Source organism: Seohaeicola sp. 4SK31, from assembly GCF_028802875.1.
GTDB lineage: Bacteria > Pseudomonadota > Alphaproteobacteria > Rhodobacterales > Rhodobacteraceae > Seohaeicola.
On sequence record NZ_JARAMP010000001.1, the window covers coordinates 274266 to 295041 of the forward strand.

The window sequence follows — 20776 nt, forward strand, 5'->3', positions numbered from 1 at the left end:
TCCTTTACCCTTGCCTTGGAAAGATCAGCATGCTTTGCCGCAACTACGGTATCAATACCGTATAACCACGGTAGGCCCTATGGACGACATCGCCCGCATCGCCTTTGACCACGCGCCGGTCGGCATCGTGATGACCCGGCACCGCGTGATCGAACAATGCAACGCCACCTTCTGCGATCTGTCCGGCTATCCCTCCGCCGCGCTTCTGGGGCAAAGCTTCCGCCTGCTCTACGGGTCCGAGGCCGAGTTCATCCAGATCCGCGACATCGGGCTGGAACCGCTGCGCCGCGCCGGGGACTATGCCGATGAACGGATGCTGCGTCATGCCGATGGTCACGCCGTCTGGTGCCGTTTTCGCGCCCGGACCCTGACGCCGGATGATCCGCTGGCCCGTGTGGTGATGAGCTTTGCGCCCATCACCACACGCCGCGACGGCCCCACCCTGACGCCCCGCGAACGGCAGGTGGTGACATGGTTGGCGCGCGGCAAGACATCCAAGGAAATCGCGCAGGTTCTGGGCCTGTCGCCCCGCACCATCGAGGATGTGCGCGCCCGCCTGATGCGGAAATTCGAGGTGCGCAATACCGGGCTGCTGCTGGCGCGCCTCAGCGATCTGGGACAGTAGCGGCCAGTTCTGCCACGATCCCCGGCAGCGTGTCGAAGTGATCAAAGCGCGCGATGCAGGTCACGTCCGCATGCGGGATGTGGCAATAGCCTTGGGTGAAAAAGGCGAAGGGCACGCCCGCCGCCTGTGCCGTCTCCGCGTCCACCTCGCTGTCACCGACATAGAGGCCCGAGTCCATGCCCAGCGCGGCGAAGGCATGGTGCAGGGGCGCGGGATCGGGTTTCTTGGTGGCCAGCGTATCGCCGCCTACCACAACGTCGAACAAATGCGCCACGCCGAACTGCGCCAGAACCTTGCGGGCGGGCGCTTCGGGCTTGTTGGTGCAGATGCCAAGGCGATGGCCATCACGCCGCAACCCCTCCAGCACAGTCATCACGCCGGGATAGGGGCGCGTGAGGTCATTGGATGCCGCGTTGTAATGCGCAAGTGTTGCGGCGGTCAGCCGTGCATGGTCAGCCATCGGAATCCCGCACGCGCCCATCGCCTTGGCCACCAGATTGGGCAGGCCATGCCCGATGAAGGACACCACCGTCGGCAGGTCCAGCGCGGCATGGCCTTCATCCGTCAGGGTCCGGTTGATCGCCGCGCGGATATCCGGCGCGCTGTCGATCAGCGTGCCGTCCAGATCAAAGACGATGGCCCTCACCCCCGCGCGGCCTCGGCTGCTTGACGGATAGCGCGGATATTGTCGCCGTAAGGCGCGGGGTTCTCGACCGAACCGCCCTTGAACACGGCCGATCCCGCCACCAGAACATCGGCGCCCGCTGCCACGACCAGAGGGGCGGTTTCCACCGTCACGCCGCCGTCGATCTCGATATGGATGGGCCGGTCGCCGATCATGGCGCGCAGGCGGGCCACCTTGTCGATCTGGCTGTGGATGAACTTCTGCCCGCCGAAACCGGGATTGACCGTCATCACGCACACCATGTCCACCATATCAAGCAGGTAATCCACCGCCTCGACCGGCGTGCCGGGGTTCAACGCCACGCCTGCCTTGATACCGTGCGCGCGGATCGCCTGCATCGTGCGGTGGACATGCGGCCCCGCCTCGACATGGGCAGTGATGATATCGGCCCCCGCCTCGGCGAAGGCCGCGATATAGGGATCGACGGGTGCGATCATCAGATGCACATCCATCACGGTGGTCACATGCTTGCGAAAGGCCGCCACGGCGGGCGGGCCGAAGGTCAGGTTGGGCACGAAATGCCCGTCCATCACGTCCACATGCACCCAATCCGCGCCTTGTGCTTCGATCGCGCGGATCTCGGCCCCGAAATTGGCGAAATCCGCCGACAGGATCGACGGCGCGATCTTGATGGAACGATCAAGGCTCATGTCGTCTCTCCTACGTCAGCCTGCTTCATCTTGCCCCAAATATTCTGGGGGGAGCGTCGAACACAGTTCGACGCGGGGGGCAAGGCCCCCCGCCTTCACGCGTGACTTACGCAGCCTTGCTGCCCGTCGCGCGCGGGTCGAGTTTGCCGGAAGCATAGCGCGCGGCCATGTCATCCATGCTGATCACCTTGATCGCGCTGGCATGGCCAGCGGTGCCGAAACGCTCGAAACGGTCGCGGCACAGCGCTTCCATCTCGGCCATGGCGGGGATCATGAACTTGCGCGGGTCGAACTCGTCGGGGTGTTCCATCGCGATCTTGCGGAACTGCCCGGTGATCGCCATGCGGCAATCGGTGTCGATATTGACCTTGCGCACGCCCATCTTGATGCCGCGCTCGATCTCCTCGACCGGCACGCCATAGGTCTGGGGCATTTTCCCACCATGGGCGTTGATCAGGTCCTGCAGGTATTGCGGGACCGAGCTTGATCCGTGCATCACCAGATGGGTGTCGGGCAGCTTGGCGTGGATCGCCTCGATCGTGGACATGGCAAGGATCTCGCCATCGGGCTTGCGGCTGAACTTGTAGGCGCCGTGGCTGGTGCCGCAGGCAATGGCCAGCGCATCGCATTTGGTCTTCATCACGAAATCGACGGCCTGATCCGGGTCGGTCAGAAGTTGGTCATGGCTGAGTTTACCAACAGCGCCCGATCCATCCTCTTCACCGGCCTCGCCGGTTTCAAGGCTGCCCAGAACGCCCAGTTCCCCTTCGACCGAGGCGCCGACCAGATGGGCGGCTTCGGTCACGCGGCGGGTGACATCGACGTTGTAGTCATAGTCCGAGGGGGTTTTCATATCCTCTTCAAGGCTGCCATCCATCATGACCGAGGTAAAGCCGTGGCGGATCGCGCTCAGGCAGGTGCCCATGTTGTTGCCGTGGTCCTGATGCATGCAGACAGGGATATTGGGGAACATCTCGACCAGACCCATCATGATATGGCGCAGCATCAGATCGCCCGCGTATTTGCGCGCGCCACGGCTGGCCTGGATGATGACGGGCGCATCAACCGACTTGGCCGCGTTCATGATCGCAAGGCCCTGCTCCATGTTGTTGATGTTGAAGGCCGGCACGCCATAGCCATGCTCGGCCGCGTGATCCAGCAGTTGACGCATCGTGATAAGTGCCATGTGTAGTCATCCCCTCAAGGTCGATATGTCCCGGCGCCCGCGCGTCCGGTGAATGTTGCGGCGACTGCGATCAGTGCGCCTTGTCGTAATATCCTGCCACTTGGCGCACCTTCTCGGGGCTGCCGAAAACCAGCGGGCTGCGCGCGTGCAGCGCATCTGCGGCCTGCTCCATGATGGGTGTCCGGCCATCGGTCGCCAGACCGCCAGCCTGTTCGATCAGAAAGGCAATCGGCGCCACCTCATAGACCATGCGCAGGCGTCCCTTCTCATAGCCCGGACGCGCATCGCCGGGATAGAGGAAGATGCCCCCCCGAGTCAGAATCCGGTGGGTTTCCGCCACCAGAGACGCGACCCAGCGCATGTTGCTGTCCTGCCCGTGCGGCCCGGTCTTGCCGGCCTGACAATCCTCTATATAGGAACGGATCGCCGCATCCCAATGCCGGTGGTTCGAGGCGTTGATGGCATATTCCTTGGACATGCCCGGCGTCTGCATCCCGTCATTGACCAGCACGAACTGCCCGGTGGCAGGGTCCAGCGCGAACATCAGGGTGCCCTTGCCAAAGGTCACGGCAAGGCAGCATTGCGGGCCGAAGATGATATAGCCACCTGCCACCTGTTCCGAGGCAGGGCGGAGGAAACTGGCATCCGCGTCGTCCTTGGCCTCAAAAATCGAAAAGATCGTGCCGATGGAGACGTTCACATCGATATTGGACGATCCATCCAGCGGATCAATGGCCAGCGCGTAACGCCCCTTGGGGTTCAGCGCCAGAACAACATCCTGCTCTTCCGATGCATACCAGCGCACGGAGGTCTGGCGCAGCGCCGCTTCGAACATCTCGTCGGCCAGCACGTCCAGCGCCTTCTGCCCGTCACCGCCTGCGTTCTCGCCGACCTCATGCCCCAGCGATTGCCCCAGAGGTCCGCGTGCGATGATCCCTGCCAGTTCCACGCCCACTGCGCAAAGCGCCTGCATCACGGGGGTGAGTTCGGCGGGGATCAACGGGCTGGACAGGACGGTGTCTGTGTCGGGCATGGCGGTTCCGGTTCCTCGTCTTTCATGGGCAGGCGCGGGGCATCCGTCATCCGGACCCGCCGCATCGGCGCCTTGTTATCCGAAGTTGCGCGCAAGGAAAATCCAATATGCAGCAGGATGGGGATTCCGGCGCAGAATCCGCGCGCCACGCCTGCCGGTTGCCCGGACCCGCGCCGTATCCCGACCTGCGGAAAGAAATTTCGCACAGTTGATCCGGCCTTGCCTTTGTGCAAGCTTTGACAAAACGGTGGGAGGACCGGGTGAGATTTCAAGGAAAGGTTGCGCTGGTCACCGGCGCATCAGGGGGGATCGGACGTGCCACAGCCGCCCGGCTGGCATCAGAGGGCGCAGCGGTCGTGCTGGTCGATCTGGTCGATTGCGCCCTGCCAACGGCGGGTGGTCCGCATCTGTCGGTCCCCTGCGATGTGGCGGATGAGGCGCAGGTCAAAGCCTGCATCGCCACCGTGCTGGCGCGTTTCGGGCGGATCGACGTGCTGTGCAACAACGCGGGCATCACCTGCACACATGCCCCGATCACCGAGATCAACTCGGACGATTGGGCGCGCGTGATGGGCGTCAATCTGTTCGGCACCGCACATTTCATCAAACATGCCGCCCCCGCGATGATTGCCCAAGGCGGTGGTGCCATCGTCAACACGGCCTCGGTCGCGGGGATCAGGTCGGGGGCGGGGGGCAATGTCTATTCCGCGTCGAAGGCCGGGGTGATCAACCTGACCCAGACCACCGCCTGCGATCTGGGCGGGCATGGCATCCGCGTGAATGCGGTCTGTCCCGGCCTGATCGAGACGGGGATGACTCAGCCGATCTTCGACTACGCCCGCAGCGTCGGGAAAGAGGACCGTCTGGGCGCCCGCTGCGAGTTGCGCCGCTATGGCCGGCCTGAGGAAGTGGCGGCCGTCATCGCCTTCCTTGCCAGCGAAGACGCCAGCTATATCACCGGGCAGGCGATTCCGGTGGACGGGGGCAATACCGCCTCGCTCAATCTGCCCGGCATGAAGGTCTGACCGATGCCCGCAATGACCCTGCATCACGCGATCTGGCCCGAGGGGATGCCCAAGTCCCTGAACGCGCCCGACCAGACCATGTTCGCCAATCTGGCCACCAGTGCCGCCCGCTTTCCCGACCGTCCGGCGCTGGTGTTCTACGGGCAGGAGATCACCTATGCCGATCTGCTGGACAGGGTCGAACGGCTGGCCGGGTGGATGCAGGCCGAGGCGGGGATCGCACGCGGTGACCGGGTGTTGCTCTGCCTGCAAAACAGCCCGCATTTCGTGATCGGTTATTATGCAATCCTGCGCGCCGATGCGGTGGTGGTGCCCGTCAACCCCATGAGCAAGGGGGCAGAGCTTGAGCATCTGGCCCGCGACACCGGCGCACGGCTGATGCTGGGCGGTCAGGATGGTCTGGACGATGCGACCCCGCTGATCGCGGCAGGTCTGCTGGACCGGGTTCTGGTTGCCACCTACGCCGCAGGAACCGACCCCGCCCATGACATTCCGCTGCCCGACATGCTGGCCGGTCTGGACAGCGCCGATGTGTCAGGACCCGGTCTGACCCGCTGGGCTGACGCCTTGGCCGCAGGGCACCGCCCCGGCCCGCATCTGGCAAAGCCGGGTGATCTGGCGTTGATCCCCTACAGTTCCGGCACGACGGGCCAACCCAAGGGCTGCATGCACAGCCACCGCACGGTGATGGAAACGGCTTATGGCGGCGTGGTCTGGAACCCCTCGCGCGAAACCGATGTGCATCTGGCGACGCTGCCGTTTTTCCACGTCACGGGGATGCAGGCCGCGATGAACGGCCCGATCCTTGCGGGCGGCTGCATCGTCATCCTGATCCGCTGGAACCGCGCCCATGCCGCGCGGCTGATACAACGCTATCGCGTGACGCGCTGGCGTTCGATCTCGACAATGGCGATTGATCTGGTGAACGACCCGGACGTGTCCAGCTATGACCTGAGCAGCCTCAAGGCGCTGGGGGGCGGCGGGGCCGCGATGCCCGAGGCGGTGGCGGCGAAGCTGAAGGCGATCACGGGGCTGGACTATATCGAAGGTTATGGCCTGTCCGAGACCATGGCCGCGACCCATATCAACCCCGTCCACGCGCCCAAGCGGCAATGCCTTGGCGTGCCCGTGTTCGATGTGGATTGCCGTATCCTGTCGGTGACCGATGGCACCGAACTTGGCCCCGATGAGGTGGGCGAGATCGTGACCCACGGTCCGCAGGTCTTTCTTGGCTACTGGAACAACCCACAAGCCACGGATGAGGCGTTCCTGACCATCGACGGCAAGCCGTTCTTTCGCACCGGCGATCTGGGCTATTACGACAAGCACGGCTATTTCTTCATGGTGGACCGCGTGAAGCGGATGATCAACGCGTCTGGCTTCAAGGTCTGGCCCGCCGAGGTCGAGGCGCTGATGCACCGGCATCCCGATATCGCCGAGGTCTGCGTCATCGCCAGCCCCGATCCCCGCCGGGGCGAGACGGTCAAGGCCTGCATCGTGCCAAGCCCTGCTGCACGAGACCGGCTGACAGGGCAGGATGTGATCGACTGGTGCAAGACACAGATGGCCGCGTATAAGTGCCCTACGCAGGTGACCTTCATGGACAGCCTGCCGAAATCGGGCGCGGGCAAGGTGCTGTGGCGCGTCCTGACCGAAGCGGAATTCGCGGCACAGACAGACAGCAGGACAGGAACGACAGCGTGAGGAAAAGAGCGGCAGAGACAGCGCCCGAAGTGGACGAGAAGGACCACGGCGAAGACAGGCAATTCGTGACCGCGCTGCATCGTGGTCTGGACATCCTGCGCGCCTTCACACCTGCTGATCGGTCGGGGCTTGGCAACCGTGATCTGGCCGACCGGACCGGGCTGCCCAATTCCACCGTATCCCGGCTGACCTATACGCTGCTGAAACTGGGCTATCTTGTCTATGACGAGGGAACGGGGCGTTACCGTATGGGCGTGCCCGTGCTCAGCCTTGGCTATGCCTGCCTTGGCGGTCTGAAAGTGCGCGAAACAGCACAGCCCCTGATGCAGCAACTGGCCGATGATTGCGGCGACGGGGTGATGGTGGCCCTTGGCGGGCGCGACGATCATTCGATGACCTATATCGCCTGCGCGCGGGCGGTGCGGGGGATGATTTCGCTGCAACTCAACGTCGGCTCGCGCATCTCCTTGGCGCGCTCGGCCATGGGGCGGGCCTATATCGCGGGCACCAATGCGGTGGAACGCGCCCAGATCATGGAGATGATCGAGGCCCGCACCGATCCCGCCGATTGGCCCCGCATCCGGGACGAGATTGCCGATGCCGCCGAACAGATCCGCACGCGCGGCTTCTATGCGAATCTGGGAAGCTGGCAATCGGATGTGAACTCGGTCGCCGTCCCCTATCGCTCGCCGCAGGGGGATGCGCCGATGCTGGCCTTCAATCTGGGCGGTCCGGCCTATATCCTGCCGCGCGACAGGATCGAGAACGACCTTGGCCCCCGTCTGGTCGAGATGGTGCAGAAAGTGGGCCGGATCGGAGGGTGATGTTCAGGGGATGAGGGCGATCTTGCCCACGGCCCCACGGCCCAGAACGCGGGTCAGCACTTCGGCCGCCTGCGCCAGCGGATAGCGTCCCTCGATCAGCGGCTTGACCTGACCCGACTGATACCAGCCCAGAAGTTCGCGCATGTTCTGGGCATAGACCTCAGGTTCGAACCGGGTGAAGTTGCCCCAGAAAACACCGACCAGACTGAACTCCTTGACCAAGGCCAGATTGACAGGAAACTTCGGGATCTCGCCACCCGCGAAACCGATGATCAGCAGCCGCCCCTTGCGCGCCATGGACCGCGAACAGGCGTCAAAGGCCGCGCCGCCCACCACATCATAGACGACGTCCACGCCCTTGCCGCCGGTCATGTCCTTGAGTTGATCCTTGAGGTTGTCATAGCCGATGGCATCATCCGCGCCATTGTCCCGCGCGATCTGGCGCTTTTCATCACTGGATGCGACGGCGATGACGCGCGCGCCCATGATCTTGCCGATCTGGATGGCGGCGATGCCCGTGGCCCCCGCCGCCCCCAGAACCACCAGCGTCTCGCCCGGTTGCAGATTGGCCCGCTGTTTCAGCGCATGATGCGAGGTGCCGAAGGCCACCAGCAAAGCGCAAGCCTCGGCTGCGTCCATGTCCCCGATGGGAAAGACCAGCTTTTCCGACGCGCTGACCTTTTCGGCATAGCCGCCCAGCGAGCATATAGTGGCGACCCGGTCACCCACCTTGAGGCGTTTTACATCGGGTCCAACGCTTACCACCACGCCCGCAGCTTCCATCCCCGGCACGAAAGGGTGCTCGGGCCGCATCTGATACAGCCCCTGCACCAGCAGGCCGTCAGGATAGTTCACCCCCGCCGCTTCGACCCGGATCACGACCTGATCGCCCTTGGCCACCGGGTCCGGCATGTCGCCGTAAACCAGTTGATCCAGCGGCGCGAAATCATTGCAGATGACGGCTTTCATGGCATTCTCCTCCTGATCCGGCGCGGCGACCACAGCCCGGCGCGCGTCTGACGGCCAGCCTAGGCAGACCCGCCCGCACCAGCAAGCGCCGGGACGGAATGACGCAGCGGCAAAGTCGCGCCCGGCCTTCGGTTTTTGCCTTTGGCAAAGCGGATCATCGCGCTAGGGTCCGCCCAACATGAATGCGAATGGGAGGAGAACCACATGCAGGGCATGATGATGAACAGGCCGCTGATGATCAGCGACATCCTGACCTATGCGGCCGAGGCGCATCCGAAGGCAGAAATCGTCTCGGTTCGCACCGAAGGCGATGTCCATCGCCAGACCTATCCCGAAACGCTGGCGCGGGTGTCGCAACTGGCCCACGCGCTGAAAGGAATGGGGATCGAGACGGGTGACCGGATCGCCACGCTGGCATGGAACGGGTATCGGCATTTTGAGCTTTATTACGCCATTTCCGGCATCGGGGCCGTGTGCCACACGATCAACCCCCGTCTGAGCGCCGAGCAGATGACCTATATCGTCGAACATGCGGGCGACAAGGTTCTGTTCGTGGACCTGACCTTCGTGCCGATCCTTGAACGACTCAAGGATCACCTGCCCGCGTCTTTGGTCTATGTCATCATGACCGACCGCGCCCATATGCCGGACAACACCCTCAACGCGCTGTGCTACGAGGAGTTGCTGGACGGCCAGCCTACCACCTATGACTGGCCGGAGATGGACGAGAATACAGCGTCCGGCCTGTGCTATACGTCGGGTACCACGGGCAATCCCAAGGGCGCGCTTTATTCGCACCGGTCCACCGTGCTGCACGGGTTGATGATCGCGCTGGTGATGGGGTCGGCCTTCCCCGAAGGCGCCAAGGTTCTGCCTGTCGTGCCGCTGTTTCATGTCAACGCCTGGGGCCTGCCCTATGCAGCGCCCATGGTGGGGCTGTCGATGGTGATGCCCGGCCCCGCGCTGGACGGGCCCAGCATCTTCAGGCTGATGGATAATGAGGGCGTCTATTCCGCATGGGGCGTGCCCACCGTCTGGCAGGGCCTTCTGGCCGAGATCAAGGCGCAGGGCCGCATCCCCAAGGGGTTCGGCGATGTGATCGTGGGCGGGTCCGCCGCCCCCCGCGTGATGATCGAGACATTCGAGAAACTGGGCGTCAACGTTGGCCACGCCTGGGGCATGACGGAAATGAGCCCGATCGGCACCCATGGCAACATGCCCACATGGGTCCGCGAACTGCCCTTCGACAAGAAGATCAACATGAAGGCCAAGCAGGGCCGCCGCGTCTTTGGGGTGGAGTTGAAGATCGTGGGCGACGATGGCAAGCGCCAGCCCCATGACGGCAAGGCCGTGGGCGAATTGTATGTGCGCGGCAACACCGTGGTGTCCGGCTACTTCAACAACGAAGAGGCCACGAAAAAGGTGATCGATGCCGAGGGCTGGTTCGGCACGGGGGATATCGCCTCGATTGATCCGAACGGGTTTTTGACGATTCAGGACCGCTCCAAGGACCTGATCAAATCGGGCGGGGAATGGATCAGCTCGATCGATCTGGAGAATGTCGCGATGGCGCATCCCGGCATCGCCTCCTGCGCGGCGATTGCCATGCCCCATCCGAAATGGGACGAACGTCCGGTGCTGATCGCCGTGGCGGCGGGCGAGGTGAAACCTTCGCTGGACGAGATCAACACCCATATGGCCGATCATTTCGCCAAATGGCAGTTGCCCGATGATATCGTCTGGGTCGATGCCCTGCCCCTGACCGCGACGGGCAAAGTATCGAAACTGACCCTGCGCGAGCAGTTCGCCGATTACAAACTGCCCGATCTGCGCTGATCGCCTGTCACGGGGCAGGTCATCGCCTGCCCCGGATGTCACGTTACGGAATGTCGGTCGCGCCCCAAGGTGCGCTTGACGGTCACGACCAGATGATGTTGCCTGAGCCGTGAAATTCATTTCCGCATTGCGAACATAAAACCAAGGGAGGGGTGATATGTCTGACGCAACCGAGGCTCTGGCCGCCTTCCGCGCCGAAATATCGGCATGGATCAGCGACAACTGCCCTGCCGCGCTGCTGGGTCACCCGATGGACGAGTCCGCCATTGTCTGGGGCGGGCGCAACTGGACCTTTGCCAACGACGATCAACGCCTGTGGCTGGACCGCGCGATCACGCGCGGGCTGACTGCCCCGCGCTGGCCGGTGGAATACGGCGGCGCGGGCCTCAGCCGCGCACAGGAAAAGATCTACCGCGAGGAAATGGCCCGCATCGGCGCGCCGCCCCCTTTGGAAAGCTTTGGCTTGTGGATGCTGGGACCGGCGCTGCTGGAGTTCGGAAATCCGGCGCAAAAGGCCGAACATCTGCCCCCGATCACGCGCGGCGAGATCCGCTGGTGTCAGGGTTATTCCGAACCGGGGGCCGGGTCGGATCTGGCCAATGTCCAGACGCGGGCCGAGGATATGGGCGACCATTGGCTGGTCAACGGGCAGAAGATCTGGACATCCTATGCCGACAAGGCAGACTGGATCTTCGCGCTGGTGCGCACGGATCGTGACGCGCCCAAGCACAAGGGCATATCTTTCCTGCTGATGGATATGGACACACCGGGCATCACCACGCGGCCCATCCGACTGATCTCGGGCAAATCCCCCTTCTGCGAGACATTTTTCGACAATGTGAAAGTGCCGAAAAAGAACCTTGTGGGCGAGCTGAACCGCGGCTGGGATATCGCGAAATACCTTCTGACGCATGAGCGCGAGATGATCGGCGGCGGGGCAAGCGGCCTTTTGGGTGGGCGCAGCATCGGGCAGATTCTGGCCGCACAAGACGGTAACGTGCTGGCCGATCCCATCCTGCGCGCCGAAGCGATGCAGGCCGAGGTGGACGCGCTGGCCTTCAACCTGACCATGGGCCGCTACAAGGATCAGGCCGAGGCCGGGCGCGGTGTCGGCAATGCCAGCGCCATGCTGAAATATTACGGCACCGAGCTGAACAAGCGCCGGTATGAGCTGCTGATGGCGACCGCTGGCAGTGACGGGCTGGAATGGGATGGCGCGCATGGCGGCCTTGCGCCGGAATGGCTGCGCACCAAGGCCAATTCCATCGAGGGCGGCACGAGCGAAGTGATGCTGGACATCATCGCCAAGCGCGTTTTGGAGATGCCGGGACAATGAAAGATCTGACCCAATCCCTGCTGGACACCGAGGACGAGGTGATGCTGCGCGACGCCGCGCGCGGGTTTCTGTCCGATGCCTCACCCGTGTCGGCGCTGCGGGCCAATCGTGACGCGGGGCGCGCGCATGATCCCGCACTCTGGGCCGAGATGGCGCAGATGGGCTGGACCGGCGTTCTGATCCCCGAGGATGCAGGCGGGGCCGATATGGGCCACCGCGCAGCGGGTATTCTGGCCGAGGAGATGGGGCGCGTGCTAGCGGCCTCGCCTTACCTCTCCACCGCCGTCATCGCCGCGTCTGTTCTGCGTCAGGCGGGACCGCGTGGGACGGGGGCCTTGCAGGCCATCGCGGCGGGTGAGGCGACCTATGCGCTGGCATTGGACGAAGGCCCTAAATTCGCGCCTGCGACTACCGCTCTCAAGGCGGAACGGCAGGGCAATGCCTTCCGCCTGTCAGGGGTCAAGGCGTTCGTCGCAGATGGATCGACGGCGGGCCGCGTTCTGCTTCTGGCGCGGACATCGGGGATGCCCGGCGATACCGAGGGGCTGACCCTGTTCGATATCGACGCAGATCGCGCGGGGCTGCAACGTCAGGCCTTGTCCACCATCGACAGCCGCGACCATGCGCGGCTGGTGTTCGATGGGGTCGCGGCGACGGGCGACGATATCATCGGCGATCTGGACGCGGGCCTTGCCGCCCTGCGCCCCGGTGTGCAGGCGGGGCAAGCGGCGCTGGCCGCCGAATTGACGGGCCTTGCCGGGGGGGCCGCCGCGATCACGCTGGGATACCTTAAGGAACGCAAGCAGTTCGACCGCACCATCGGCAGTTTCCAAGCCCTGCAACATCGCGCCGCCCATCTGTGGTCGGAGATCGAGGTGACGCTGAGTGCTGTCGCCAACGCGGGCCGGGTGCTGGATGCCACGCCGGATGACGCGGCGCTTGCCGTCTCACTGGCCAAGGCACGGGCTGCGCAGACCGCGAAACTGGCCGTGTCCGAGGCGGTGCAGATGCATGGCGGGATCGGCATGACCGATGCCTATGACATCGGTTTTTTCATGAAACGCGCCCGCGTGGGCGCGGAATGGCTGGGCGATTACGGCCATCACGCCGCGATCATCGCTGCCGCGCGCGGCTTTTGACGGATAGGACATGACATGACATCGACGCTTTCACCCGCCCATCTGTTTGATCTGACTGGCAAGGTGGCGCTTGTCACCGGGGGGGCCACGGGCATCGGGCGCATGGCCGCCGAAGGCTTGGCCGCCGCCGGGGCACGCGTGTTGATCGCCAGCCGCAAGGCGGATGCCTGCGAAGCTGTAGCCGCCGAGATCAACGGCTTGGGTGTCGCGGGATCTGTTGAAGGGTTCGGCGGTGACGTGGCGACTGAAGCAGGTATCGCCGCACTGGTGGCCGAGGTGCAATCGCGCACCGACCGTCTGCACATCCTGATGAACAACGCAGGCCGCACATGGGGCGCACCTTTGGGCGAACATCCCTATGACGCCTGGGACAAACTCCTGAGCCTGAACGTCACGGGCATGTTCCACCTGACACAAAGCCTGCTGCCCCTGCTTCTGGCCGCGAAAACGGAAGGCGACCCCGCGCGCGTGATCAATGTGGGGTCCGTCATGGGCGACATTCCCAAGGGCACGATGACCTATTCCTATGCCGTGTCCAAAGGGGCCGTGCATCACATGACCCGCGTGCTGTCCAATGACCTGGCGCCAATGGGCATCACCGTCAACGCCATCGCGCCGGGGCCTTTCGTGTCGAAAATGACTGCGTTTGCGCTGGCCGATGAGGAAGGCCGCCGCAAATCTGCGCAGGGCGTGCCCCTGGGCCGTGTCGGCACCCCCGAGGATATCGCAGGCGCGCTGCAATACCTCTGCGGGCGCGGCGGAGCTTACCTGTCGGGCGCGATCCTGCCCTTGTCGGGGGGGATGCAGTCGAACGCGCCGGGTAGCCTGTTCAACGAGGATCTCTAAAGCCATGACCATGCCCGCCACCAACATCGTCAGCCGCGCTGCATTCGAGGCTATGGTTGGGTCTGAGATCGGTGTCTCGGACTGGTTCACCATCACGCAGGACCAGATCAACCAGTTTGCCGATTGCACCCATGACCACCAATTCATCCATGTTGATCCAGAGGCTGCAGCAAAGTCACCATTCGGCAGCACCATCGCGCATGGGTTTCTGACCCTCTCGCTGCTATCGGCGATGGTCTATCAGATGCCCTCGATCGAAGGGGTCACGATGGGTGTCAACTACGGTATGAACAAGATGCGCTTCGTCTCGCCGGTCAGGGTTGGGGCCCGTATCCGGGGCCGCTTCGTTCTGGCCGATTTTGTGGAGATCCGCCCCGGCGAGGTGCAATCCACGCTGCAAGTGACAGTCGAGATCGAAGGTCATGACAAACCCGCGCTGGTCGCCGAATGGCTGGGCCGGCGCTATTTCGGGAAGGACACAGCATGAGCATCCGTTTCGACGACCGCGTGGCCATTGTCACCGGCGCAGGTGTGGGCCTTGGGCGCTGTCATGCCTTGGGTCTGGCCGAACGGGGCGCGAAGGTCGTGGTCAACGATCTGGGGGCGTCCACCGACGGGCGCGGCCAATCCTCCGACGCCGCCCGCGCCGTGGTCGAGGAAATCCGCGCCATGGGGGGGCGCGCCATCGCCAACGGGGCCGATGTGACCGACCCCGCACAAGTGCAGGCCATGGTGGATGAGGCGCTGGCCGAATTCGGCCATGTGGATATTCTGGTCAATAACGCGGGCATCCTGCGCGACAAGACCTTCGCCAAATCCACGATGGAGGATTTCCGCAAGGTTCTGGACGTGCATCTGATGGGATCGGTGCACACCACCCACGCGCTGTGGCGGCATATGGTCGAGCGGGGATATGGGCGGATCGTCTATACCACCTCAGGCTCTGGCCTCTATGGAAACTTCGGGCAGTCCAATTACGGGGCGGCCAAATCCTCGCTTCTGGGGCTGATGAACGTTCTGGCGCTGGAGGGGGCCAAATACGATATCCGCGTCAACATGCTGGCCCCCACAGCCGCCACGCGGATGACCGAAAGCCTGCTGCCGCCCGAAACGCTTGACCTGCTGCAACCCGAGATGATCACACCGGGCCTTCTGGCCTTGGTCTGCGATGACGCGCCCAGCCGCATGATCCTTGGCGCGGGCGCTGGCTGCTTTACCGAAACCAAGATCCTTGAAACGGCCGGAGTCGCCCTGCAAGGCGATGCCCTGTCACCCGAAGGTGTCATTGCTGCGATGGGCCAGATCCGCGATCCGCGTGGTCAGGCCGAGATGCACGATGCCTTTGCACAGACCCGCAAATATGCCCGCATGGCAGCCGAGGCCCGTGGCCTGCCGCTGCCGTGGAACGATTGACCCTGAAAGGAACAGACCATGCGTGACGCCGTTATCGTATCGACCGCCCGCACCCCCATCGGCAAAGCCTATCGCGGTGCTTTCAATGACACGCAAGGACAGGCCCTGATCGGCCATGCCATCACCCATGCGGTGCAACGCGCCGGGCTGACCGGCGCCGAGATCGAGGATGTGGTGATCGGTGCCGCCCTGCAGCAAGGCTCCACCGGTGGCAATATCGCCCGTCAGGCCGCAATCCGCGCAGGGCTTCCCGTCACCGTGGCGGGCATGTCGCTGGATCGTCAGTGCGCGTCCGGCATGATGGCGATTGCGACCGCCGCCAAGCAGGTCATCACCGACGGGATGGAGATTGCCATCGGCGGCGGGGTGGAATCCATCAGCCTTGTGCAGAACGACAAGATGAACCGCTTCCGGATGGGCGATCCGTGGATCAAGGCGAATAAGCCGGCACTTTACATGTCGATGCTGGAAACCGCCGAAATGGTGGCCCGCCGCTATGGCGTGACGCGTGAAGAACAGGACGCCTATGCCTTGCAATCGCAGCAGCGCACGGCGGCGGCGCAAGCCGCAGGCAAGTTCGATGATGAGATCGTGCCCATGACCACCGTGATGAAGGTCATGGACAAGGCGACAGGGGTCGTCAGCGATGTCGAGGTGACGCTGGACAAGGACGAGGGCAACCGCCCCTCCACCACCCTTGCCGATCTGCAAAAACTGGCCCCCGTGCACAAGGACGGCCTGGAGATCGCCACGGGCGATTTCATCACCGCAGGCAATGCCAGCCAGTTGTCGGACGGGGCCTCCGCCGCCGTGGTCATGGAAGCGCGCGAGGCGGAACGGCGCGGGCTGTCGCCGCTGGGGCGTTATGTCGGCATGGCCGTGGCCGGGTGCGAGCCGGACGAAATGGGCATCGGTCCGGTCTTTGCCGTGCCGATCCTGCTCAAGAAATTCGGCCTCAAGATGGATGATATCGGCCTGTGGGAGCTGAACGAGGCCTTTGCCGTGCAGGTGCTCTATTCCCGCGACCGTCTGGGTATCCCGAACGAATTGCTGAACGTCAACGGCGGGGCGATCTCTATCGGCCACCCTTACGGCATGTCGGGGGCCCGCATGGTCGGCCACGCGCTTATCGAGGGGAAACGGCGCGGCGCAAAATACGTCGTCTGCACCATGTGCGTGGGCGGCGGCATGGGGGCGGCTGGCCTCTTCGAGGTGCTTTGATGCGTCAGTTGCCCAAACAGTTGCAGGGGCTGCGGATTCCCGTTGTCGCCTCTCCGCTGTTCATCATCTCGAACCCCGATCTGGTCATCGCGCAATGCAAGGCGGGTATCGTGGGCAGTTTCCCCGCGCTGAATGCCCGCGAAAAGGAGGGCGAGCCGATCCTGCTGGAGGCGTGGCTGAAGCGGATCACCGAAGAGCTGGACCGCCACAACCAGTCAAACCCGGATTTCCCCGCCGCGCCCTTTGCGGTGAACCAGATCGTGCACCGCTCCAACGCGCGGCTGGAGCGGGATATCGAGATTTGCCACAAATGGAAGGTGCCGATCTGGATCACCAGCCTTGGGGCACGGGTCGAGGTCAATCAGGCCGCCCATGACTGCGGCGGGATCGCGCTGCATGACATCATCAACAATCGCTTTGCGAAAAAGGCGATTGAAAAGGGGGCTGACGGGCTGATCGCGGTGGCCGCAGGCGCGGGCGGGCATGCGGGGGCGCAATCGCCCCTCGCCCTGATCTCGGAGATCCGCGAATGGTTTGACGGGCCGGTATTGCTGTCGGGGGCGATTTCCACGGGCCGATCCATCCTTGCCGCGCAGGCGATGGGGGCCGATCTGGCCTATATCGGCTCGCCCTTCATCGCCACCGAAGAGGCGAATGCCGACGCCGCCTATAAACAGATGATCGTCGAGAGCGGGGCGGAGGATATCGTCTATTCCTCGCTGTTCACGGGCGTGCACGGCAATTACCTCAAACCGTCCATCCTGCGTGCGGGTATGGACCCGGACAATCTGGAAACAGCCGATGCCTCCTCCATGAACTTCGGCGAGGGCCGGTCCAAGCCGAAATCGTGGAAGGAAATCTGGGGTGCGGGGCAAGGGATCGGCGCGGTCAAGGCGGTAGTGCCCGCCCGTGCGCTGGTGGACAGGCTTGTCACGGAATACGCAGCGGCGAAGGCCGAGATGCGCGAGATCGTGAATGGCTGAACTTTGGCTGATCCGTCACGCGCAGGCCAGTTTCGGTGCTGCTGACTATGACAAGCTGTCCGATCTGGGGCATGAGCAGTCGCGCGAACTGGGTCTGGCGCTCAAGGCGCTGGGGGCCAGTCCCGACGCGGTGTTCATCGGCGCGCAACGGCGGCACCGCGAGACGTGGGAGGGGATCAACACCGCGCTGGGTTTCCCGACCGCCCCCGGTATCCTGCCCGGATTCAACGAGTTTGACTTCGGTGGCCTTCTGAACGCGCGCTATCGCGGGCAGGAAAGGCCCAAGGATCTGCACACCGACCGCCGCCTGCATTTCAAGATGCTGCGCGAGACGGTTCTGGAATGGCAAACGGGTGCCATCATCGACCCGCCCGAACCCTATGACGCCTTTGTTGCCCGCGTCCGCGACGCCCGCGCGCAGGCGACCGCAGGTGAAAACGAACAGGTGATCGTCGTGACCTCGGGCGGGGCCATCGGGCAGACAGTGGCCGAGGTGATGGGCGCCCCCGCCGATGCGATGATCCGGCTGCAACTCCAGATCAAGAACTGTTCATTGTGCCGGATCGTGGTCACGCCGCGCGGTGAACATCTGGGCACGTTCAACGAGACCCCGCATATCACGGCCGCCAATGCTGCGCGGCTGCTGACCTATAGCTGAGGAAAGGACAGGGCCATGACCACCCATGCCGCCGCACAGCTGGATACCGAGGCCGTCGCCCGCTGGCTGACGGATCACCTGCCGGGCTTTGCAGGCCCAATCACAGCCGAGAAATTCGCAGGCGGGCAAAGCAACCCGACCTTTCGGTTGATCACACCCAACGCGCGTTATGTGCTGCGGCGCAAACCGCCGGGGATTTTGCTGAAATCCGCCCATGCGGTGGAACGCGAATTCCGCGTACAGCAGGCACTGGCTGGCAGCGATGTGCCCGTCGCCCGGATGCATGTACTGTGCGAGGACGACAGCGTCATCGGGTCGGCCTTCTATGTGATGGACGAGGTGGATGGCCGCCATTTCGACGATCCGCGCCTGCCCGAATTGCCCGTGCCAGACCGTCGCGCCGTGCAGGACGAGATGAACCGCGTGCTCGCCGCGATCCATTCCGTCGATCTCAAGGCAACGGGGCTGGACGACTACGGCCCCGAAGGCAATTATTACCGCCGCCAGATCGACCGCTGGACCAAGCAATACCGCGCCTCGGAAATGGATCACATCCAACCGATGGAAGAGTTGATCGCATGGCTGGATACCAATATTCCCCCCGATGACGGGCAGCGCACGCTGGTGCATGGGGATTATCGCATCGACAACATGCTGTTCGCCAAGGACCACCCCGCCTGTCTGGCGGTGCTGGATTGGGAACTGTCGACCACGGGCCACCCCTATGCGGACCTTGCCGCCGTGCTGATGCAATGGGCGATGCCGCCGGGCAATGAGGGGCGCGGGCTGGCGGGTGTGGACCGCGTGGCAGAAGGGCTGATGTCGGATCAGGATTTCATCGCCGCCTATTGCGCGCGGCGCGGGATACCCATGATCGACAGCTTCGGCTTCTATCTGGCCTTCGCGTTCTTCCGTATGGGCAGCATCCTGCAAGGGGTGCTGAAACGGGCGGTGGATGGCAATGCCTCGAACCCGGAACGGGCCCGCAAACTGGGGAGTTTCGTTCCCATGTTCGCCCAAAGCGGGCTGGATGCCGCGCGGAAAGGATGACCATGACCGAACTGAACCCCGCGCTGGTGGAAGACGCCTACCCCCTGCAAGCGCATCTGGGCTTTGTCATGACCGGCTGGGCCAAGGGCTACAGCCGCTTTGAACTCCCGCTGGAGCCGTTCCTGATGAACCGCTACGGCATCCCTCATGGCGGGGTGCATGCCATGCTGCTGGACACGGTGATGGGGTTCAGCGGCAGCTATACCGGCGATCCCGCCGACAAGCAGATGGCGATGACCCTGTCGATGACCGTCAACTATCTGGGTCAGGCGCAGGGGGACCGGCTGATCGGCGAAGGCCGCGTGACGGGCGGGGGGCGCAAGACCTTTTTTGCCGAGGGCAAGATCACCGACACCACCGGCACCACAATCGCCACAGCCACGGGCGTGTTCCGCATTCGCGGACGTTGACTGACACATTGACAGACCAAAGATGCGCGGCCCGCACCGGACCCGCAGCACATGAAGGAGATCACGAATGACTGAGATGATGAACCGCATCGCCCTGGCCCGCCGCCCCAGCGGATCTCCGGTGCCCGAGGATTTCCGCTTTGAAAAGGCCCCCATTCCCACGCCCGGCGAGGGCGAGGTACTGGTCAAGGTGATGTATATGTCACTGGACCCCTACATGCGCGGCCGCATGGATGATGCCAAATCCTATGCCAAACCCGTGCCCATCGGCGGCACGATGGAAGGCGGTGCTGTGGGCGAGGTGATCGCCTCGAACAGCGCGCATTTCAAACCGGGCGACATTGCCTTCGGGATGTTCGGCTGGGCCAGCCATGGCTGCCTGCCGGGGCGCGAATTGCGCAAGCTTGACCCGGCCCATGGTCCGGTCACGGCGGCACTTGGGGTGCTGGGGATGCCCGGTTTCACCGGCTGGTTCGGCCTGACGGAATATGGCAAGCCCAAGGAGGGCGAGACGCTGGTCGTGGCCGCCGCAACAGGCCCGGTCGGGTCGATGGTCGGCCAGATCGCCAAGGCGCGCGGCCTGCGCACCGTGGGTATCGCGGGCGGGGCCGACAAGTGCAAGTTGGCGGTCGAGAAGTTCGGCTTCGATGCCTGCCTCGACCACCGCGCCTATGCCGATGGCAAGGAAATGCGCGCCGCCTTGGCGGAAGCCTGCCCCAAGGGGATCGACATCTATTTCGAGAACGTCGGCGGCAAGGTTCTGGAAGGGGTGATCTCCCTGATGAACGTGGGCGCGCGCATCCCTGTCTGCGGCATGATCAGCTGGTATGATCTGGGCGGTCTGGGCGGGGGCAGCGACAGCCCCGGCAAGGACAACCTGCCCAAACTCTGGCGCACGATCCTTGTGAACCGGATGCATGTGCATGGCTTCATCATCTCGGACCATTTCGACCATTTCCCCGCCTTCCTGTCGGAAGTGGGGCCGATGGTCGCCAAAGGCCGGATCGCCGTGCAGGAAGACATCACCGAAGGGCTGGAGAACGCCCCCGCCGCCTTCATGCGGATGCTGAAGGGCGGGAACTTCGGCAAGGCCATCGTGAAAGTCGACTGATCCGCCGGGTGTCAAGGGCGGAAGCCTCCGGCGGGGATATTTGAGGCAAAAAGAAGGGGGGCGGCCTTGTCG

General features: G+C 63.8%; 21 protein-coding genes. 16 read left to right on the forward strand and 5 right to left on the reverse strand.

Annotation, left to right across the window (positions count from 1 at the left end):
* The first annotated feature begins 79 nt into the window (after positions 1-79).
* On the forward strand, positions 80-625 hold the full coding sequence (locus tag PVW27_RS01345) for a PAS and helix-turn-helix domain-containing protein (RefSeq protein ID WP_274554730.1): 546 nt from the start codon (positions 80-82) through the stop codon (positions 623-625).
* Here the strand turns inward: PVW27_RS01345 and gph are convergent.
* The 4 genes from gph to PVW27_RS01365 form a co-directional block, all read right to left on the reverse strand.
* Complete coding sequence (gene gph / locus PVW27_RS01350; protein WP_274554731.1) at positions 606-1271, reverse strand: phosphoglycolate phosphatase; 666 nt, start codon at positions 1269-1271, stop codon at positions 606-608. The genes PVW27_RS01345 and gph overlap by 20 nt on opposite strands.
* A complete protein-coding gene (gene rpe / locus PVW27_RS01355; RefSeq protein ID WP_274554732.1) occupies positions 1268-1960 on the reverse strand; it encodes a ribulose-phosphate 3-epimerase in 693 nt (230 codons plus the stop codon). The genes gph and rpe overlap by 4 nt, the downstream gene beginning before the upstream one ends.
* Positions 1961-2066: 106 nt before the next feature.
* Positions 2067-3146 (reverse strand): class II fructose-bisphosphate aldolase, encoded by a 1080-nt coding sequence (gene fba / locus PVW27_RS01360; protein ID WP_274554733.1) that lies wholly within the window; start codon positions 3144-3146, stop codon positions 2067-2069.
* 70 nt (positions 3147-3216) lie between these two features.
* Entirely contained in the window at positions 3217-4179 is a 963-nt protein-coding gene (locus PVW27_RS01365; protein ID WP_274554734.1) for a class 1 fructose-bisphosphatase, read from the reverse strand.
* A 260-nt stretch (positions 4180-4439) separates the two neighbouring features.
* Between PVW27_RS01365 and PVW27_RS01370 the strand changes: the two genes are divergently transcribed.
* From PVW27_RS01370 to PVW27_RS01380, 3 genes are read left to right on the forward strand one after another with little or no spacing between them, the layout of a single operon-like run.
* Complete coding sequence (locus PVW27_RS01370; RefSeq protein ID WP_274554735.1) at positions 4440-5204, forward strand: SDR family NAD(P)-dependent oxidoreductase; 765 nt, start codon at positions 4440-4442, stop codon at positions 5202-5204.
* Between the two features lie 3 nt (positions 5205-5207).
* Positions 5208-6908 (forward strand): long-chain-fatty-acid--CoA ligase, encoded by a 1701-nt coding sequence (locus PVW27_RS01375; protein ID WP_274554736.1) that lies wholly within the window; start codon positions 5208-5210, stop codon positions 6906-6908.
* Positions 6905-7732: an IclR family transcriptional regulator gene (locus tag PVW27_RS01380; protein ID WP_274554737.1), complete on the forward strand. Its 828-nt coding sequence runs from the start codon at positions 6905-6907 to the stop codon at positions 7730-7732. Before PVW27_RS01375 ends, PVW27_RS01380 begins: the two co-directional genes overlap by 4 nt.
* Before the next feature lie 3 nt (positions 7733-7735).
* Here the strand turns inward: PVW27_RS01380 and PVW27_RS01385 are convergent, their stop codons facing one another.
* Positions 7736-8701 (reverse strand): NADPH:quinone oxidoreductase family protein, encoded by a 966-nt coding sequence (locus PVW27_RS01385; protein ID WP_274554738.1) that lies wholly within the window; start codon positions 8699-8701, stop codon positions 7736-7738.
* Between the two features lie 204 nt (positions 8702-8905).
* Here PVW27_RS01385 and PVW27_RS01390 point away from each other — a divergent pair, with 204 nt between their 5' ends.
* The 12 genes from PVW27_RS01390 (at position 8906) to PVW27_RS01445 (ending at position 20704) form a co-directional block, all read left to right on the forward strand.
* On the forward strand, positions 8906-10537 hold the full coding sequence (locus tag PVW27_RS01390) for a long-chain-fatty-acid--CoA ligase (protein ID WP_274554739.1): 1632 nt from the start codon (positions 8906-8908) through the stop codon (positions 10535-10537).
* 157 nt (positions 10538-10694) lie between these two features.
* Complete coding sequence (locus tag PVW27_RS01395) at positions 10695-11873, forward strand: acyl-CoA dehydrogenase family protein (protein ID WP_274554740.1); 1179 nt, start codon at positions 10695-10697, stop codon at positions 11871-11873.
* Positions 11870-13012: an acyl-CoA dehydrogenase family protein gene (locus PVW27_RS01400; RefSeq protein ID WP_274554741.1), complete on the forward strand. Its 1143-nt coding sequence runs from the start codon at positions 11870-11872 to the stop codon at positions 13010-13012. Before PVW27_RS01395 ends, PVW27_RS01400 begins: the two co-directional genes overlap by 4 nt.
* Positions 13013-13027: 15 nt before the next feature.
* Positions 13028-13858 (forward strand): SDR family NAD(P)-dependent oxidoreductase, encoded by an 831-nt coding sequence (locus PVW27_RS01405; protein WP_274554742.1) that lies wholly within the window; start codon positions 13028-13030, stop codon positions 13856-13858.
* 4 nt (positions 13859-13862) lie between these two features.
* On the forward strand, positions 13863-14345 hold the full coding sequence (locus PVW27_RS01410) for a MaoC family dehydratase (RefSeq protein ID WP_274554743.1): 483 nt from the start codon (positions 13863-13865) through the stop codon (positions 14343-14345).
* Positions 14342-15271 carry an SDR family NAD(P)-dependent oxidoreductase gene (locus PVW27_RS01415; protein WP_274554744.1) on the forward strand — a complete coding sequence of 310 codons (930 nt, stop codon included), beginning with the start codon at positions 14342-14344 and terminating at the stop codon, positions 15269-15271. Before PVW27_RS01410 ends, PVW27_RS01415 begins: the two co-directional genes overlap by 4 nt.
* A gap of 18 nt (positions 15272-15289) precedes the next feature.
* A complete protein-coding gene (locus PVW27_RS01420) occupies positions 15290-16492 on the forward strand; it encodes an acetyl-CoA C-acyltransferase (RefSeq protein ID WP_274554745.1) in 1203 nt (400 codons plus the stop codon).
* Positions 16492-17475 carry an NAD(P)H-dependent flavin oxidoreductase gene (locus tag PVW27_RS01425; protein ID WP_274554746.1) on the forward strand — a complete coding sequence of 328 codons (984 nt, stop codon included), beginning with the start codon at positions 16492-16494 and terminating at the stop codon, positions 17473-17475. Before PVW27_RS01420 ends, PVW27_RS01425 begins: the two co-directional genes overlap by 1 nt.
* Positions 17468-18133 (forward strand): histidine phosphatase family protein, encoded by a 666-nt coding sequence (locus PVW27_RS01430; protein ID WP_274554747.1) that lies wholly within the window; start codon positions 17468-17470, stop codon positions 18131-18133. Before PVW27_RS01425 ends, PVW27_RS01430 begins: the two co-directional genes overlap by 8 nt.
* A gap of 15 nt (positions 18134-18148) precedes the next feature.
* Positions 18149-19183, forward strand: coding sequence for a phosphotransferase family protein (locus tag PVW27_RS01435; protein ID WP_274554748.1), 1035 nt, complete (start codon positions 18149-18151; stop codon positions 19181-19183).
* 2 nt (positions 19184-19185) lie between these two features.
* Positions 19186-19593 carry a PaaI family thioesterase gene (locus PVW27_RS01440; RefSeq protein ID WP_274554749.1) on the forward strand — a complete coding sequence of 136 codons (408 nt, stop codon included), beginning with the start codon at positions 19186-19188 and terminating at the stop codon, positions 19591-19593.
* 67 nt (positions 19594-19660) lie between these two features.
* On the forward strand, positions 19661-20704 hold the full coding sequence (locus tag PVW27_RS01445; RefSeq protein WP_274554750.1) for an NADP-dependent oxidoreductase: 1044 nt from the start codon (positions 19661-19663) through the stop codon (positions 20702-20704).
* Positions 20705-20776 lie beyond the last annotated feature (72 nt).